We start from the raw sequence: 14,262 nt of genomic DNA on the forward strand, positions 1-14,262 counted from the left end.
GGTCCTCAGGTAAGTAAAAAACCAACGACTTCGGCAAGCTGCGCATCGGCGATCAAGGTCGGTGCATGCCCAACACCCGCAAACTCCACCAGGCGCGCTTTCGGGCCGCGCTGGGTCATGGCCTTGGCCGTGGCGGCCGACAATAAATCGGACTGCGCTCCCCGCAGCAGCAAGGCCTGTGCCGTGATGTTGCCGTACAGCTTCCACAGCGCGGCCTCACCCTCGGCCGCCGATGCGGCGCTGAAGCTGCGAAACGACTCGGCCAACGCCGGGTCATAGTGCAGGGTCAGCGCCGGCTCGCCCGGCACCAGGGGTTTAACCATATGGCGCGACAGCTCCAGCCACTGGGCCGGTGTGTGCGGCCCAAAGCTGGCCGAGATGGCCCACATCGCATCGGCCGCCTGCTGCAGCGATTCGAACCTGCCGGTATTGCCCAGGTAGGTGCCGATGCGCTGCAGGGCCGTCCATTCCAGCGCCGGGCCTACGTCGTTCAGCACCAGGCGGCGCACCGGTACCGGCAAGGGCAGGCCGGGCGTGCCCAGCACCCCCATGCCGATCAGCCCGCCCATGCTGGTGCCCAGCCAGTCCAGGGTCTGCACCGGGGACTGCTGGTGCAGCTGGGCCAGCAGAGCCAGCATGTCGGCGGCGTAAGTGGGCATCTGGTAGGCCTGCGGGTCTTGCAGCCAGTCGCTCTGGCCGCGACCCACTACATCCGGGCAGACCACACGGGCGCCACGGCTCAAGGCCTGGGCCAGCACGTCGAAGTCTCGGCCCTGGCGCGTCAGCCCATGCACGCACAGCACGAGATGGGGGTTGGTCGGGTCGCCCCATTCCCAGTACGCCATGCGGTGGCCGCTGGCGTCGGGTGCGCTGCGGACGGCTGCGGGGCCGGGGCAAGAAACGTAGTGGAGGCGGGGCTCGGTCATGGCAGGCAAACGGTAAAAAGATGGGTCCATCCTAATCCATAGCGACGCCGCCGCAGCATAGCGTTGCGCATCACCCCATCACTTAATGACATATACACAAATGGCCGCCAGCGCAGATAAATTCTGCGTCGATAGCTACTATTTATATAGCACTCAAGCCGCACATGAGCGGAAACCAACAAAACGCACATCATCACCCGGGAGGGCAAAACCCCGGTGCTTGGGGTTCTTCATGCGTGCACGCGTGGCGAACGACGCGCCCCGCATCACCTTGGCGTGACCAAACCAGGGCACAGAATAGGCCATCCACGGGTCAGCACTGAAGCCGGGCCAAGGCCGGAAGGTGCTGGCCGTCCATTCGTGCACATCACCCCAGTGGAAGCCCCTGCGGGCCGCATGGATGGCCGCATATTCCCACTCTGCCTCGCTGGGCAGTCGACGCCCGGCCCAGCGGCACCAGGCATCGGCCTCCCACCAGGTCATATGCATGGCCGGCTGTTGGCCCGCAGCGCGCAGACGCACGCCAAACCGGTTCTGCAGCACGGCACCGCTGGCCACGCCAATCTGGTCCACATAGCGCGGTGCGCGCCGGCCTTCTTTCTTGTCCATGGTCTGCAGCCATGTCCAGGCCTCGGGCTGCCACCAGGCGGAATTGTCGTAACCGCCGTCGTCCACAAACTCCACATACTGGGCCCAGCTGACCGGCTGGGCGTCGATCTCAAACGCAGGCAGCGCGACCTCATGCGCCCATTTTTCGTTGTCAAACACAAAGCCCCCCGGCTGCGAACCCAGCTGCCACTGACAGGCCGGCAGCTGCAGCGGTGGCCGCGCGGTCATGCCCGCGGGCGGAGCCAGTTGCAGCGGCACGCCGTGCACCTGGGCCAACGTAATCAGTTGCTCGCCACGCAGGTCTTCATGGAACAGAGCCAAGCGGTAAAAGTACAGCGCCGCGTCGTTATCGGGCGTTTTCTCCAGCAGCTCCAGCGTGCTCTCCAGCGTTTGCAGCAAGAAGTTCTTGGTGGTGGCCAAATCTGGCGCGAATGCGGCGCCACGGCCCTCCATTTGCTCCTGGTTCCACCAGATGTCGGCATGGGGTTCGATAGAGGCCAGCCGGGTGGGCTGGAAGGCGCATTCGGTACCCCGGCTGCGCTGGGTATTGCGGCCCAGCCAGGCCTCGGCCATCCAGCCAATATGCCCGGCCAGCCAGCGCGGCTGCAGGCCGGGTGGCAAGCCCATCTGGGCCGACTCAAACTGGTCCAGCAAATGCAGGGTGTGGTTGCGCGCATCCATCAGCGCCAGCGACAGCAGGTCGTGGCCCGCGCTGCGCATGGACGGCGCATCGATAGAGCCCGGCAAGGCCCGTGGCAGGGTGGAGGACATGGGCCATTATTCACCCAAATACCCGGCTTTGTAACGCCCCGCTGGCGGACGGACCCCAGCTTTACGCCAGCAGCCGCGCGCAATGCTCGCGTGAGTTGAAAGCGTACTCGCGCGGACCGGGCACCCAGTGCGCCATGGCGGGCGAACGGTTGACGATGTCACCCCAGGTGTCGCGCATGATGTCGGAGTCCTGCTCCTCGGCAATCAGCTTGTGCAAGCTGCGGATTCTGCGCGCATCCGCGTCGCACAAGGGTTGTTGCAGCATGCGTTCCACCAAGCGGTTAAACCACTTGCGCGCCGGCATCCACTCGCCAACTGCGGGGTTGAACAGGTGGGCATCCATACCGTCACGACAAGCCATGAAACGGCTGACACGCTCTGTGTTGTAGGGAATCGGAGTGGCGGCATAGCCCAGCTCGCCCTGCAAGGCCAGGGCCGCACAGGCGCGGGTGAAGGCCGCCAGCGACACGGCCTTGCGCACGCTCAGCGGTGTGTCAAACACGCGGACTTCCACCGTACCGAACTCGGGCTTGGGCCGTACGTCCCAGTAAATATCCTTCAGGCTTTTGGCCAGGCCGGAGTCGAAGATTTCCTGGGCCACTTTTTCAAACGCGGCCCAGTTCTCCAAACGCGGCATCGGACCTCCGTAGGGGTAGACCAACGGCTCGAGCGGGCGTGCCGCGCAAAAGCCGGTGTCCACGCCCTGCTGGAATGGCGAGGCGGCAGACAGGGCAATGAACAGCGGGCACAGGCTTTGCATCACGTTCGCGAGCTGGATGGCCTCCTCCTTGCCGGGTACACCGATGTGCACGTGCATGCCATAGGTAGAAAAGCGTTTGGGGAGGAAGCCATACTTGGCATGCAGCTCGGCAGCACGTTCGGTTTCGGTGAACTCGTGCTCGTTCCAGAATTGCAGGATGTGCGTGCCGCCACCGCGCAGGTCGGCACTCTGGCGGCGGGCAATCTGCTTTACGGTACGCACCAGTTCGCGCGCCTCGTCCTCCATGGTGTCGGCATCTTCATGCACCGAAGTGGTCACTTCAATAGTGGATTGGGTCGCCTCCAGAGAGAAGCGTTCATGCTCCGGCAGCACTTCCAGTTCGCGCCAGAGCGCGGCACTGCTGGGGGACAGACGCCCGGTGGCGTCGTCCACGATCTGCAGTTCCAGCTCCATGCCGAAAGTAAGTGCTTTTGAATGTTGGAAATGCATGTGTTGGCTCCTTTTGGGGTGAGTCACTTGAAGGCCAGGCAGCAGTACTGCAACTGGGCATCTCGAGTTATGGGGGCCAGAATGCCGGTGTGCAAGCAAACCGGGCTCGCAACTTGGTAAGCAATCTGCACAAATTACCCCTGCTGCATCGCCAAACACCCCAGACTGCAATATCTAAAAATGCTTACAGCGCTTACAAACTAATCATATGAAGCTATTTTTTTAATAGCACGACCAAGCCCTACATTTAGAAACAACAAATGCCGTTTCCGTAAGCCTGAACGGCGTCTAGGCGTAAACCCGGGCCCTGCCGCGGCATCGGGTGCACGTTACAAAGTTATCATCGTGCGCTGCAAAAAGCGGCGTCCATCGCCGTGGCCATGGGGCCAGCGCCCCACCTCTTTTCCCTATCGGAGTGACACCATGTCCGGATTACTCAAGCTTGCCCTCGGCATGGACTGGATCAGCCAGCAAATGGGCCGCCTGGCTGCCTGGGCGGTGCTGGCCGCCGCCTTTATCTCTGCCGGCAACGCCTTCGTGCGCTATGGGCTGGACATCAGCTCCAACGGTTGGCTGGAGATCCAGTGGTATATGTTTGCCGTCACCGTGATGCTGGGTGCGCCGGTGGTGCTCAAGATGAATGAGCATGTACGCGTGGACATCTTCTACGGCCGGCTCAAGGGCCATGGCCCGGTGTATGTAGACCTGTTTGGCCTGGTGTTCTTTCTGCTGCCGGTGATGGCCACCATCGCCTGGCTGAGCTGGCCGCTATTCATAGGCATGCTGCGTTCGGGCGAAATGTCGAACAACGCCGGCGGCCTGATCCGCTGGCCCGCCATGATGCTGTTGCCACTGGGTTTCGCGCTGATGTTTCTGCAGGGTCTGTCGGAAGTGGTGAAACGCATCGCCTACCTGCAAGGCAAATTCGAGATGGACACACATTACGAGAAGCCGGTGCAGTGAATAGGCTCCCCCCCGTTTCTTGCTCACTGCGTGTAGCCGCATCCCCCCTCAAGGGGGCAACACCAGTGGCCCGGCGCAGCCGGCTCCATGGTGTTCCGCGCACCAACCCCGCCACCACCGATTAAAGCAACAGGACAGAACGATATGCAGATGGAAAATTTCGCGCCGATGATGTTCGGTGGGCTGGTGCTGATCATGCTGATCGGCTTCCCAGTGGCCTTTTCGCTATCGGCGCTGGGCATGGCCTCGGGCCTGTTTGCGATCCAGATGGGCTGGTTCCCGGCTGTGTTCATGGAGAACCTGCCGATCAACATCTTCGGCATCTTGTCGAACGACCTGTTGCTGGCGATTCCGTTCTTCACTTTCATGGGTGCCGTGCTGGAGAAATGCGGGCTGGCCGAAGACATGCTGGACTCCATGGGCCAGCTGTTTGGTACGGTCAAGGGCGGCCTGGGCTATTCGGTGATCATCGTCGGCTTCATCCTGGGCGCCATCACCGGTACCGTGGCCGGCCAGGTGATTGCCATGGCGCTGATCTCGCTGCCCGTGATGATCCGCTACGGCTACAACATGCGCTATGCCACCGGCGTGCTGGCGGCCTCCGGCACCATCACCCAGCTGGTGCCGCCTTCGCTGGTGCTGATCGTGATGGCCGACCAACTGGGCCGTTCGGTGGGCGATATGTACCGTGGTGCCTGGGGCCCATCCATCCTGCAGGTACTGATCTTCGCCGGCTATACCTTTTTGCTGGGCGTCTTCAAGCCCGACCACATTCCAGGCATCCCGAAAACCGCCCGTACGCTGAGCGGCGCCAAGCTGTGGGCCAAGTGCCTGCGCGGCATCATCCCCTCGGCTGTGCTGATCTTTGCCGTGCTGGGTTCCATGGGTGGCCTGCCGGGTATTGATACCGCCATTGCCACGCCCACCGAGGCCGGCGCCATGGGCGTGGTCGGCGCGCTGCTGTTGGCCGCTCTGCACCGGCGGCTGACGCTGCCGCTGATCTGGGAGTCCATGGTCAGCACCATGCGGCTGACAGCCATGGTGGTGTTCATCTTGATCGGGGCACGTGTGTTCTCCATGGTGTTCCAGGGTGTGGACGGCGCCAAGTGGGTGGAACACATGCTGACCGGCCTGCCGGGCGGACAGATCGGCTTCCTGATCGCTGTCAACGTGTTCATCTTCTTCCTGGCCTTCTTCCTGGACTTCTTCGAGATCGCCTTCATCATCCTGCCCATGCTGGGCCCGGTGGCGGCCAAGCTGGGCATCGACCTGGTGTGGTTTGGCGTGCTGCTGTGCGTGAACATGCAGACCAGCTTCATGCACCCGCCGTTTGGCTTCGCGCTGTTCTATCTGCGCGGCATTGCCGATACGCTGTTCAAGGAAAAGCGCATCGAGAAGCCCATCCAGTCGAACGACATCTACATGGGCGCCATCCCCTGGGTGCTGATGCAGCTGATCCTGGTGGCCATCGTGATCTTTGTTCCGCAGACCGTCACCGTCTTCCTGCCCAAGGAAGAAAAGGTGGACACCGACAAGATCCAGATCGAGGTACCCGTGGACGATCTGCAAAAGTCCGACAGCACGGGCGAGAACCCGTTTGGCGACGCGCCTGCGGCAGAGGCGCCCGCGTCCGAACCCGCGAAGCCCTGAGCCTTGGGCCCCGCTCCTTTCCGTTTCGTGCCGGGCGGCGGCAGCTCGGTGGAAGACACCGCATTCTCGCCGCTGTTCAAGCTGCTGACCACCGCCATCGTCGGCGGCTGCGCGGTCTGGCTAGCCCAGCTGTTCACCAGCGGCGCGCTGGGCAACGGGCGCAGCACCGGCGTGGTGTGGCTCATTGCCGGCCTGGTGCTGATGGCCTGGACCTGGTGGAGCATCCTACGCAGCCGCACCTGCATCAGCAGCGAGGGCCTGCACCAGAGCTGGATCTGGAACAAGCAGCTGGCCTTTGACGACCTGGCTTATGGCAAGCTGATACGCGTACCCGGCCTGGACTGGCTGATCGCCCCGCGCCTGTATGTGCGCACGCTGATGGGTAAGTTCGATGTGTTCTACGGCGCCACGCCGGCCCTCATCAGCGAATTTGAGCGCCTGGTGCGCGAGCTGCAGGAATTTCGCAAGTTGTAAACAAAAACCGCGCCTAGGCGCGGTTTTTTAATCCAGAGATACCGTGGAACCGGCTTTGCCGGGCCACTGGTATCGCCCCCTGCAAGGGGGTTGGCGAAGCAAAGCGTAGCCTGGGGGTGTTCTAAAGTTTGATGCTTTGCATATAGCTGTCAAAGCGGCCTTCGGCTACGCGGAACCAGGCGACCTGGTTGCGCTGGAAGGCGCGGAAGTCGGCAAAAATCTTCTTCCACTCGGGGCTCTTGGCATCGTTTTCTTCGTACACGGCCTGGGCCGCCTTGAAGGACGCGTCCAGAATGTCCTTGGAGAACGGCAGCAACTTGATCTTGGAGCCCAGCAGCTGCTTCAACGCATCCGGGTTGCGGGCATCGTACTTGGCCAGCATGTCGACTGCGGCAACGGTGGTGGCAGCTTCCACGATGGCCTTGTTCTCGGGCGACAGCGCGTCCAGGGCCTTCTTGTTGATGAAGAAGTCCACCTCGGGGCCGCCCTCCCACCAACCGGGGTAGTAGTAGTTGGGCGCCACTTTGGCGAAGCCTAGCTTCTGGTCGTCGTAGGGGCCCACCCACTCCGCCGCGTCGATCGTGCCTTTTTCCAGCGCCTGGTAGATCTCGCCACCGGGCAGGCTTTGGGGCACCACGCCCATCTTGGCCATCACCTCGCCGACCAGGCCGCCGCCCAGGCGCATCTTCAGGCCCTTCAGGTCGGCCACAGTCTTCACTTCCTTGCGGAACCAGCCCCCCATCTGCGTGCCGGTATTGCCGCCGGCATAGCTGACCATGCCGTAGTTGGCGTAGAACTCGTTCATCAACTTGCGGCCGTTGCCGTGCATCATCCAGGCGTTCATCTGGCGCGCATTCATGCCGAAAGGAATGGCGGCACCGATGGCAAAGGCCGGGTTCTTGCCGTAAAAGTAGTACGGCACGGTGTGGCACATCTCCACCGAGCCCTGCTGCACGCCGTCCACCACGCCGAACGGAGGCATCAGCTCGCCACCGGCATGCACCGAGATTTCAAACTTGCCACCCGACATGGCCTTGACCGCGTTGGCGAACACCTCGGCCCCGCCGTAAATCGTATCCAGCGGCTTGGGAAAGCTGGAGGCCAGGCGCCAACGCACGGCAGCCTGAGCGTGTGCCGCAGGCGCCATGCCAGCAGCCAGTACACCCGCAATACCGGAATGTTTGATAAGAGAACGACGATCCATGAAAAATCTCCCTCCGATGAATAAGTGCAGCCCCGCAGACGCAGGGAGTAGACGGTAGTCTGCGCAGATTGTAGGGAAGCGCGACAGCCGATTTGGCACGGGTTTTCCCCTGCGCAGATCAACCAAGCACGCTACACATTCAATAGCACTTTACACAGATAAAACCTGCGCCAGCAGGCTTTTTCTCTTATGAAGTGCGATGCCGGCACCGCCCCCTTCAGCCGAGCCTCATATGTTTTGGTAGTTAGCAAACGCCGAATCAATCGTTCTCTTTCCGGCGCAGCCGTCCTACATTCGCCCACACATTCGGCACCCCTGGTGCCCATCTGACAAGGCATACGATGACCGCGACCCTGGAACGCACCCCACCCCTCACCACTACAGCGCAACAACTAGAAATACGCCCCTTTGACTCCCCACTGGGCGCCGAGGTGCTCGGCCTGGATCTGAACCAGTCCCTGACGGCTGAGAACTTCAAGCGCATCCACCGCGCCCACCTGGAGCACCACGTGCTGGTGTTCCGCGACCAGCGCATCACGCCGCAGCAACAGGTGGACTTCAGCGCCCGCTTCGGCCCGTTGCAGATCCATGTACTGAAGGGCTTTCAGCTGCAAAACCACCCGGAAATCCTGATCGTCTCCAACATCAAGGAAAACGGCCAGCCCATCGGCCTGGGCGACGCCGGCGCCTACTGGCATTCCGACCTGTCGTACAAAGAGAAGCCCAGCCTGGGCTCGCTGCTGCACGCGCAGGAGCTGCCCAGCGAAGGCGGCGACACCTTGTTCGCCAACCAGCACGCCGCCTGGGACACCTTGCCCGCCGCACTGCAGACCGCCGTGGCCGGCCTGCGCGCCGAGCATTCCTACCTGGCCAAATACGAAGAGCTGCGCGCCTGCAACCCCTGGCGCCCCAAGCTCACGCAAGCCCAGCTCGACGAGGTGCAGCCTGCCGTGCACCCCGTTGTGCGCACCCACCCGGAGAACGGACGCAAGGCACTGTTCGTCAGCGAGCATTTCACCACCCGCATCGTCGGCATTCCCGAAGACGAAAGCCGCGCCCTGCTGGACGAACTGTTCGCCCACACATCCCGCGCCGAGCTGGTCTACCGCCACGCCTGGCAGCCGCACGACATGGTGTTCTGGGACAACCGCTCCGTCACCCACCTCGCCGCCGGCACGCCCGACCACCTGCGCCGCAAGCTATTCCGCACCACCATCGAAGGCAATGAGCCTTTCTAAGAACACCATGCCATTCACTCTCACCCGCCTCGTCGCCGGCCTGGCTCTCGCCAGCGCCACCCTGCTCGCCCAGGCCGAAGGCCGCATCAGCATCGCCCAGCAATTCGGTATCGGCTACCTGGTGCTCGACGTGGTGCAAGACCAGAAGTTGATCGAAAAACACGGCAAGGCCCAGGGCCTGAATATTGACGTGGACTGGACGCAAATATCCGGCGCCACCGCCATGAACGAAGCCCTGCTCGCCAACGCGCTGGACGTGGTTTCAGCCGGCGTGCCGCCGATGCTGACGCTGTGGGACCGCACCAAGGGCCGGCAGAACGTGAAGGCCGTGGCCGCACTCGGCTCGCTACCCAACTACCTGATCAGCAACAACCCGAAAGTGAAAACGCTGAAGGACCTGAGCGACAAGGACCGCATCGCCGTGCCGGCAGCAGGCACCGGCTTCCAGTCGCGCACCTTGCAGATCGAGACCGCCAAGCTCTACGGCAAGGACGACTTCAAACGCTTCGACAATATCTCGGTGAGCCTGGCCCACCCCGATGCCACCGCCGCGCTGATGGCCGGCGGCTCGGAGATCAACACGCATTTCTCCAGCGCGCCGTTCTACTACCAGGCGCTGGAGAACAAGGCCGTGCACAAGGTCATCAGCTCCTACGACATCCTGGGCGGCCCGGCCACCTTCAACGTGCTGTACACCACGCAGAAATTCCACGACGAGAACCCCAAGACCTACAAGGCTTTCTACGCCGCGCTGGTCGAGGCCTCGCAGTGGATCAAGGCCAATAAGCCCAAGGCGGCCGAGACCTTCATCCGCGTGCAGAAATCCAAGCTGCCGCTGGACTTTGTGCGCAAGATCGTGGAAGACCCGGAGAACGACTTCACCATCTCGCCCTTCCGCACCTATGTGTATGCCGACGAGCTGAACAAGCTGGGCGTGCTGAAGAACCGTGCCGCTTCGTGGAAGGACTATTTCTTCGAAGAAGCCTACGCCCAGCCAGGAAGCTGAAATGGCCACCGTGACCGCCTTGAAATCTGCCCCTGACACCCCGCTGCTGGAAGTCGACGGCGTCAGCCTCGAATACCGCACGCCGGCGCGGGTGGTGCGCGCCACCCACCAGGTCAGCCTGAACGTGTTCGAGGCCGACCGCTTTGTACTGCTGGGTGCCTCCGGCTGCGGCAAGTCAACCCTGCTCAAAGCCATGGCCGGCTTCATCGCACCCGTGGAAGGCGAGATCCGCATCGCCGGCCGCAAGGTAACCCAGCCCGGGCCAGACCGCATCGTCGTGTTCCAGGAATTCGACCAATTGCCGCCGTGGAAAACCGTGCTCGACAACGTGGCGTTTCCGCTGCTGGCATCGCGCACGCTGGGCAAGCAGGAAGCCCATGAACGCGCGTTGCACTACCTGGACAAGGTGGGGCTTTCGGCCTTCGCCAAGGCCTACCCGAACACCTTGTCGGGCGGCATGAAGCAGCGCGTGGCGATTGCCCGCGCGCTGGCCATGCAGCCCAAGGTCTTGCTGATGGACGAGCCCTTCGCCGCACTCGACGCGCTGACGCGCCGCAAGATGCAAGAAGAACTGCTAGCGCTGTGGGAAGAGGTGCGATTCACCCTGGTCTTTGTCACCCACTCGATAGAGGAAGCCTTGGTCGTCGGGAACCGCATCGGCCTGCTTTCGCCGCATCCGGGCCGGGTCCGCGCCGAGATCAACAGCCACGACTTCGGCATGCACAGCCAGGGCGGTGCCGAGTTCCAGGCCGCTGCGCAGCGTATCCACCGCCTGCTGTTCAACGAAGAAGTAGACGGCAGCCCCACGCCTGCCAACGAACTGCCCCGAAAGATCGCATGAGCGCTTTGAATCCCCCCATCCGGGCCGAATACGAACGCGTGTTGGAGGCCCTGCCCGACACGCATGTGGAGCGCCTGCTGCCCTGGACGGCCCGCGTCTGGGAGCAGGCCTGGCTGCGCCGCGGCCTGATCCTGCTGGCACTGCTGATCCCCTGGGAAATCGTGGCCCGCATCCAGAACAACGACCTGCTGTTGCCCACCGCGCTGCAGACCGCCCACGCGCTGGTCGACGGCCTGGCCAGCGGTGAACTGGTCACCAAGACCCGCATCTCGCTGGGCCTGCTGTTGCAAGGCTATATCGGCGGTGTGATCGCCGCCTTTGTGCTGACGACGCTGGCGGTATCGACCCAACTCGGCCGTGACTTGCTGGCGACGCTGACGGCGATGCTGAACCCGCTGCCGGCCATCGCGCTGCTACCGCTGGCCCTGCTGTGGTTCGGCCTGGGCCAGGGCAGCCTGGTGTTCGTGCTGATCCATTCGGTGCTGTGGCCGCTGGCCTTGAACACCTACGCTGGCTTCCAGGCAGTACCCGAAACCCTGCGCATGGCCGGGCGCAACTACGGCCTGAAGGGCTTGCGCTATGTGCTGCAGATCCTGGTGCCTGCCGCGCTGCCGTCCATCCTGGCCGGGCTGAAGATCAGCTGGGCGTTTGCCTGGCGCACCTTGATCGCGGCCGAGCTGGTGTTCGGCGCATCCTCGGGCAAAGGTGGCCTGGGCTGGTACATCTTTCAGAACCGCAACGAGCTGTTCACCGACCGCGTGTTCGCCGGCCTGGTGATGGTCATCGCCATCGGCCTGCTGGTGGAAAGCCTGGTGTTCCAGACGCTGGAGCGCTTCACGGTACGCCGCTGGGGCATGCAGCGCTGAACCTCGCTGGTACAACACTATAAAAGTGATAGCTGCTAGCGCTGATAGTACCTGCGCCAGAGGCCTAAAACGTTCAAATTCTGCTATGCCGCCGGCCACGGCGGTAGCGGTTTACCCAAACCCGACATTCGACACACACGCAGCTGACAAAGCCCGCCTACAGTGGCCGCTCTGCCCACCTTGGCGGCAGCATATTGATCAAGGGAATTGAACCGTGAAGACATCCAGCATCCACCTGGCCTGCATCGCCGCCCTGGGCCTGGCCTATGCCGCCAGCAGCGGCGCCCAAAACGCCCCGCCCAGCAGCAACGGTGGCAAAAATGCCGCCCTGGATGCGGCCATACAAGCCTGCTCTGCCAGCGTCGCCAAAGACGCGGGAGGCCACCCAGACCGTACGGCCATGGATGCCTGCATGACGGCCAAGGGTTTCACCAAGCCCAGCGGCCCACCGCCTGGCGGCACCGCTCAATAGCGATTATGCTACCAATTTAAGAGCAGACTTCGCAGTACTTACCTGCGCTGGAAAGCGTTTTTCTATAGATGCCTCGATGCCAGCGGCATCCAGGCCCTGTAGGGACATAAGCTTGACCGGGTCGCCGTGTTCGATGAATTCATCGGACAGGCCCAGCTGGAGCACTGGCACGGTCACGCCCGCGGCCTGCAACGCTTCCAGCACCGCGCTGCCGGCACCGCCCATGACGGCACCGTCTTCCACCGTTACCAAGGCCGCGTGGCTGGCGGCGATCTGCAGCAGCAGTTCCACGTCCAGCGGCTTGGCCCAGCGCATATTCACCACGGTGGCGTCCAGCTTCTCGGCCACGGCCAGCGCCGGGTACAGCAAGGTGCCGAAGGCCAGGATGGCAATGCCCGAAGCCTGTTTGCTCTGGCGGCGAATCTCACCCTTGCCATAGGGCAGCGGCTGCAGACCGGCTTCCATGGCTGCGCCAGCACCCGCGCCACGCGGGTAACGCACAGCCACCGGGTTGTCTTGCGCAAACGCGCTACTCAGCAGGCGGCGGCATTCGTTCTCATCGGCCGGGCAGGCCACACCCATGTTCGGGATGCAGCGCAAGAAAGGAATGTCGTACGCACCCGCATGGGTAGCGCCGTCGGCCCCCACCAAGCCAGCGCGGTCGAGTGCGAACACCACCGGCAGGTTCTGCAGCGCCACGTCGTGGATCAGCTGGTCGTAGGCGCGCTGCAGGAAGGTGGAATAGATCGCCACCACCGGCTTCAAGCCTTCACAGGCCAGGCCGGCGGCAAAGGTCACCGCGTGCTGCTCGGCAATGCCCACGTCGTAATAACGGTCTGGAAACAGCTTCTCGAACTCCACCAGGCCCGAGCCTTCGCGCATCGCGGGTGTGATGCCGACCAGGCGGCTGTCCTGCGCGGCGGTGTCGCACAGCCAGCGGCCAAACACCTGGGTGAAAGTAGGCTTGCTGACCCCACTGGCTTTTTGCAGGCCCACGGCCGGGTCGAACTTGCCGGGGCCGTGGTAGGCCACGGGGTCGGCCTCGGCCAGCTTGTAGCCCTGGCCTTTCTTGGTGACCACGTGCAGGAACTGCGGGCCGGTCAGGTGCTTGATGTTTTCCAGCGTAGGGATCAGCGAGTCCAGGTCGTGGCCGTCGATGGGGCCGATGTAGTTGAAGCCAAATTGCTCGAACAGGGTGGCCGGTACCACCATGCCCTTGGCATGCTGCTCGAAGCGCTTAGCCAGCTCGAACAGCGGCGGCGCGCCCTTGAGCACCTGCTTGCCAACGCTCTTGGCAGCGGCGTAGAACTGCCCGCTCATCAGTTGGGCCAGGTAGCGGTTCAGCGCGCCCACGGGCGGACTGATGCTCATGTCGTTGTCGTTCAGGATGACCAGCAGATTGCAGTCGCTGACACCGGCATTATTCAGCGCCTCGAAAGCCATGCCCGCGCTCATGGCGCCGTCGCCGATGATGGCCACGCTGCGGCGGTTCTCACCCTTTTGCTTGGCCGCCAGGGCCATGCCCAGTGCGGCGGATATGGAGGTGCTGGAATGCGCCGTGCCAAATGCGTCGAATGGGCTCTCGGAGCGGGTCGGGAAGCCCGACAAGCCGCCCAGCTGGCGCAGCGAGGCCATGCGCTCACGCCGTCCGGTCAAAATTTTGTGCGGATAGGTCTGGTGGCCCACGTCCCACACCAGCCGGTCTTCCGGTGTGTTGAAGACATAGTGCAACGCCACCGTCAACTCCACCGTGCCCAGGTTCGAGCTGAGGTGGCCGCCGGTTTTGGACACGCTGTCGATCACGAAGGCGCGCAGCTCATCGGCCAGCGGTTTCAGCTCGGTGCGGGGCAACAGGCGCAGGTCCGCCGGGTCGTTGATGGTTTCCAGCAGCGGAAAGGTCGATGGTTTCGCGGTAGGCATAGTTTCAATTCTTGTGGAGGCGTAAACAACGGACCTCGCCAGAACACCCCAGAACCGGCTCTGCCGGGCTGGCGGTGTTGCCCCCTGCAAGGGGGTTGGCGTAGCGACATGC

General features: G+C 63.0%; 13 protein-coding genes. 8 read left to right on the top strand and 5 right to left on the bottom strand.

The annotated features are described in order from the left end of the window. Positions 1-5: 5 nt before the first annotated feature. The 3 genes from AC07R0_RS18505 to AC07R0_RS18515 form a co-directional block, all read right to left on the bottom strand. Complete coding sequence (locus tag AC07R0_RS18505; RefSeq protein WP_495105915.1) at positions 6-926, bottom strand: alpha/beta fold hydrolase; 921 nt, start codon at positions 924-926, stop codon at positions 6-8. Positions 927-1,079: 153 nt separating this feature from the next. Further along, positions 1,080-2,306 carry an SUMF1/EgtB/PvdO family nonheme iron enzyme gene (locus AC07R0_RS18510; protein WP_495105916.1) on the bottom strand — a complete coding sequence of 409 codons (1,227 nt, stop codon included), beginning with the start codon at positions 2,304-2,306 and terminating at the stop codon, positions 1,080-1,082. Positions 2,307-2,367: 61 nt separating this feature from the next. Continuing rightward, positions 2,368-3,516 (bottom strand): carboxylate-amine ligase, encoded by a 1,149-nt coding sequence (locus AC07R0_RS18515; RefSeq protein WP_495105917.1) that lies wholly within the window; start codon positions 3,514-3,516, stop codon positions 2,368-2,370. Positions 3,517-3,939: 423 nt separating this feature from the next. Here AC07R0_RS18515 and AC07R0_RS18520 point away from each other — a divergent pair, with 423 nt between their 5' ends. The 3 genes from AC07R0_RS18520 to AC07R0_RS18530 all read left to right on the top strand — a co-directional run bounded on the left by AC07R0_RS18520 (position 3,940) and on the right by AC07R0_RS18530 (position 6,603). Further along, positions 3,940-4,479, top strand: a complete 540-nt coding sequence (locus AC07R0_RS18520; protein ID WP_495095954.1) for a TRAP transporter small permease subunit — start codon at positions 3,940-3,942, stop codon at positions 4,477-4,479. Positions 4,480-4,623: 144 nt separating this feature from the next. After that, positions 4,624-6,129, top strand: coding sequence for a TRAP transporter large permease (locus AC07R0_RS18525; protein ID WP_495105918.1), 1,506 nt, complete (start codon positions 4,624-4,626; stop codon positions 6,127-6,129). 3 nt (positions 6,130-6,132) lie between these two features. Further along, on the top strand, positions 6,133-6,603 hold the full coding sequence (locus AC07R0_RS18530; RefSeq protein ID WP_495105919.1) for a hypothetical protein: 471 nt from the start codon (positions 6,133-6,135) through the stop codon (positions 6,601-6,603). 121 nt (positions 6,604-6,724) lie between these two features. On the opposite strand, the gene AC07R0_RS18535 is transcribed toward AC07R0_RS18530, so the two are convergent. After that, positions 6,725-7,807, bottom strand: coding sequence for a TRAP transporter substrate-binding protein (locus AC07R0_RS18535; RefSeq protein ID WP_495105920.1), 1,083 nt, complete (start codon positions 7,805-7,807; stop codon positions 6,725-6,727). Positions 7,808-8,148: 341 nt separating this feature from the next. On the opposite strand from AC07R0_RS18535, the gene AC07R0_RS18540 reads away from it, so the two are divergent. The 5 genes from AC07R0_RS18540 (at position 8,149) to AC07R0_RS18560 (ending at position 12,230) form a co-directional block, all read left to right on the top strand. Further along, complete coding sequence (locus tag AC07R0_RS18540; RefSeq protein ID WP_495105921.1) at positions 8,149-9,045, top strand: TauD/TfdA dioxygenase family protein; 897 nt, start codon at positions 8,149-8,151, stop codon at positions 9,043-9,045. 7 nt (positions 9,046-9,052) lie between these two features. Next, entirely contained in the window at positions 9,053-10,051 is a 999-nt protein-coding gene (locus tag AC07R0_RS18545) for an ABC transporter substrate-binding protein (protein WP_495105922.1), read from the top strand. Position 10,052: 1 nt separating this feature from the next. Then, entirely contained in the window at positions 10,053-10,892 is an 840-nt protein-coding gene (locus tag AC07R0_RS18550) for an ABC transporter ATP-binding protein (protein WP_495105923.1), read from the top strand. Next, a complete protein-coding gene (locus AC07R0_RS18555) occupies positions 10,889-11,758 on the top strand; it encodes an ABC transporter permease (protein ID WP_495105924.1) in 870 nt (289 codons plus the stop codon). Before AC07R0_RS18550 ends, AC07R0_RS18555 begins: the two co-directional genes overlap by 4 nt. Positions 11,759-11,972: 214 nt before the next feature. After that, positions 11,973-12,230, top strand: coding sequence for a hypothetical protein (locus AC07R0_RS18560; RefSeq protein ID WP_495105925.1), 258 nt, complete (start codon positions 11,973-11,975; stop codon positions 12,228-12,230). 3 nt (positions 12,231-12,233) lie between these two features. Here the strand turns inward: AC07R0_RS18560 and dxs are convergent, their stop codons facing one another. Continuing rightward, positions 12,234-14,150 (bottom strand): 1-deoxy-D-xylulose-5-phosphate synthase, encoded by a 1,917-nt coding sequence (dxs, locus tag AC07R0_RS18565; protein WP_495105926.1) that lies wholly within the window; start codon positions 14,148-14,150, stop codon positions 12,234-12,236. Positions 14,151-14,262: the final 112 nt, after the last annotated feature.

This window comes from Rhodoferax sp. GW821-FHT07F03 (assembly GCF_059418745.1).

Coding starts and splice junctions, on each gene's coding strand:
- AC07R0_RS18505 (WP_495105915.1), bottom strand. CDS start 926: ATGACCGAGCCCCGCCTCCACTACGTTTCTTGCCCCGGCCCCGCAGCC.
- AC07R0_RS18510 (WP_495105916.1), bottom strand. CDS start 2,306: ATGTCCTCCACCCTGCCACGGGCCTTGCCGGGCTCTATCGATGCGCCG.
- AC07R0_RS18515 (WP_495105917.1), bottom strand. CDS start 3,516: ATGCATTTCCAACATTCAAAAGCACTTACTTTCGGCATGGAGCTGGAA.
- AC07R0_RS18520 (WP_495095954.1), top strand. CDS start 3,940: ATGTCCGGATTACTCAAGCTTGCCCTCGGCATGGACTGGATCAGCCAG.
- AC07R0_RS18525 (WP_495105918.1), top strand. CDS start 4,624: ATGCAGATGGAAAATTTCGCGCCGATGATGTTCGGTGGGCTGGTGCTG.
- AC07R0_RS18535 (WP_495105920.1), bottom strand. CDS start 7,807: ATGGATCGTCGTTCTCTTATCAAACATTCCGGTATTGCGGGTGTACTG.
- AC07R0_RS18540 (WP_495105921.1), top strand. CDS start 8,149: ATGACCGCGACCCTGGAACGCACCCCACCCCTCACCACTACAGCGCAA.
- AC07R0_RS18545 (WP_495105922.1), top strand. CDS start 9,053: ATGCCATTCACTCTCACCCGCCTCGTCGCCGGCCTGGCTCTCGCCAGC.
- AC07R0_RS18550 (WP_495105923.1), top strand. CDS start 10,053: ATGGCCACCGTGACCGCCTTGAAATCTGCCCCTGACACCCCGCTGCTG.
- AC07R0_RS18555 (WP_495105924.1), top strand. CDS start 10,889: ATGAGCGCTTTGAATCCCCCCATCCGGGCCGAATACGAACGCGTGTTG.
- dxs (WP_495105926.1), bottom strand. CDS start 14,150: ATGCCTACCGCGAAACCATCGACCTTTCCGCTGCTGGAAACCATCAAC.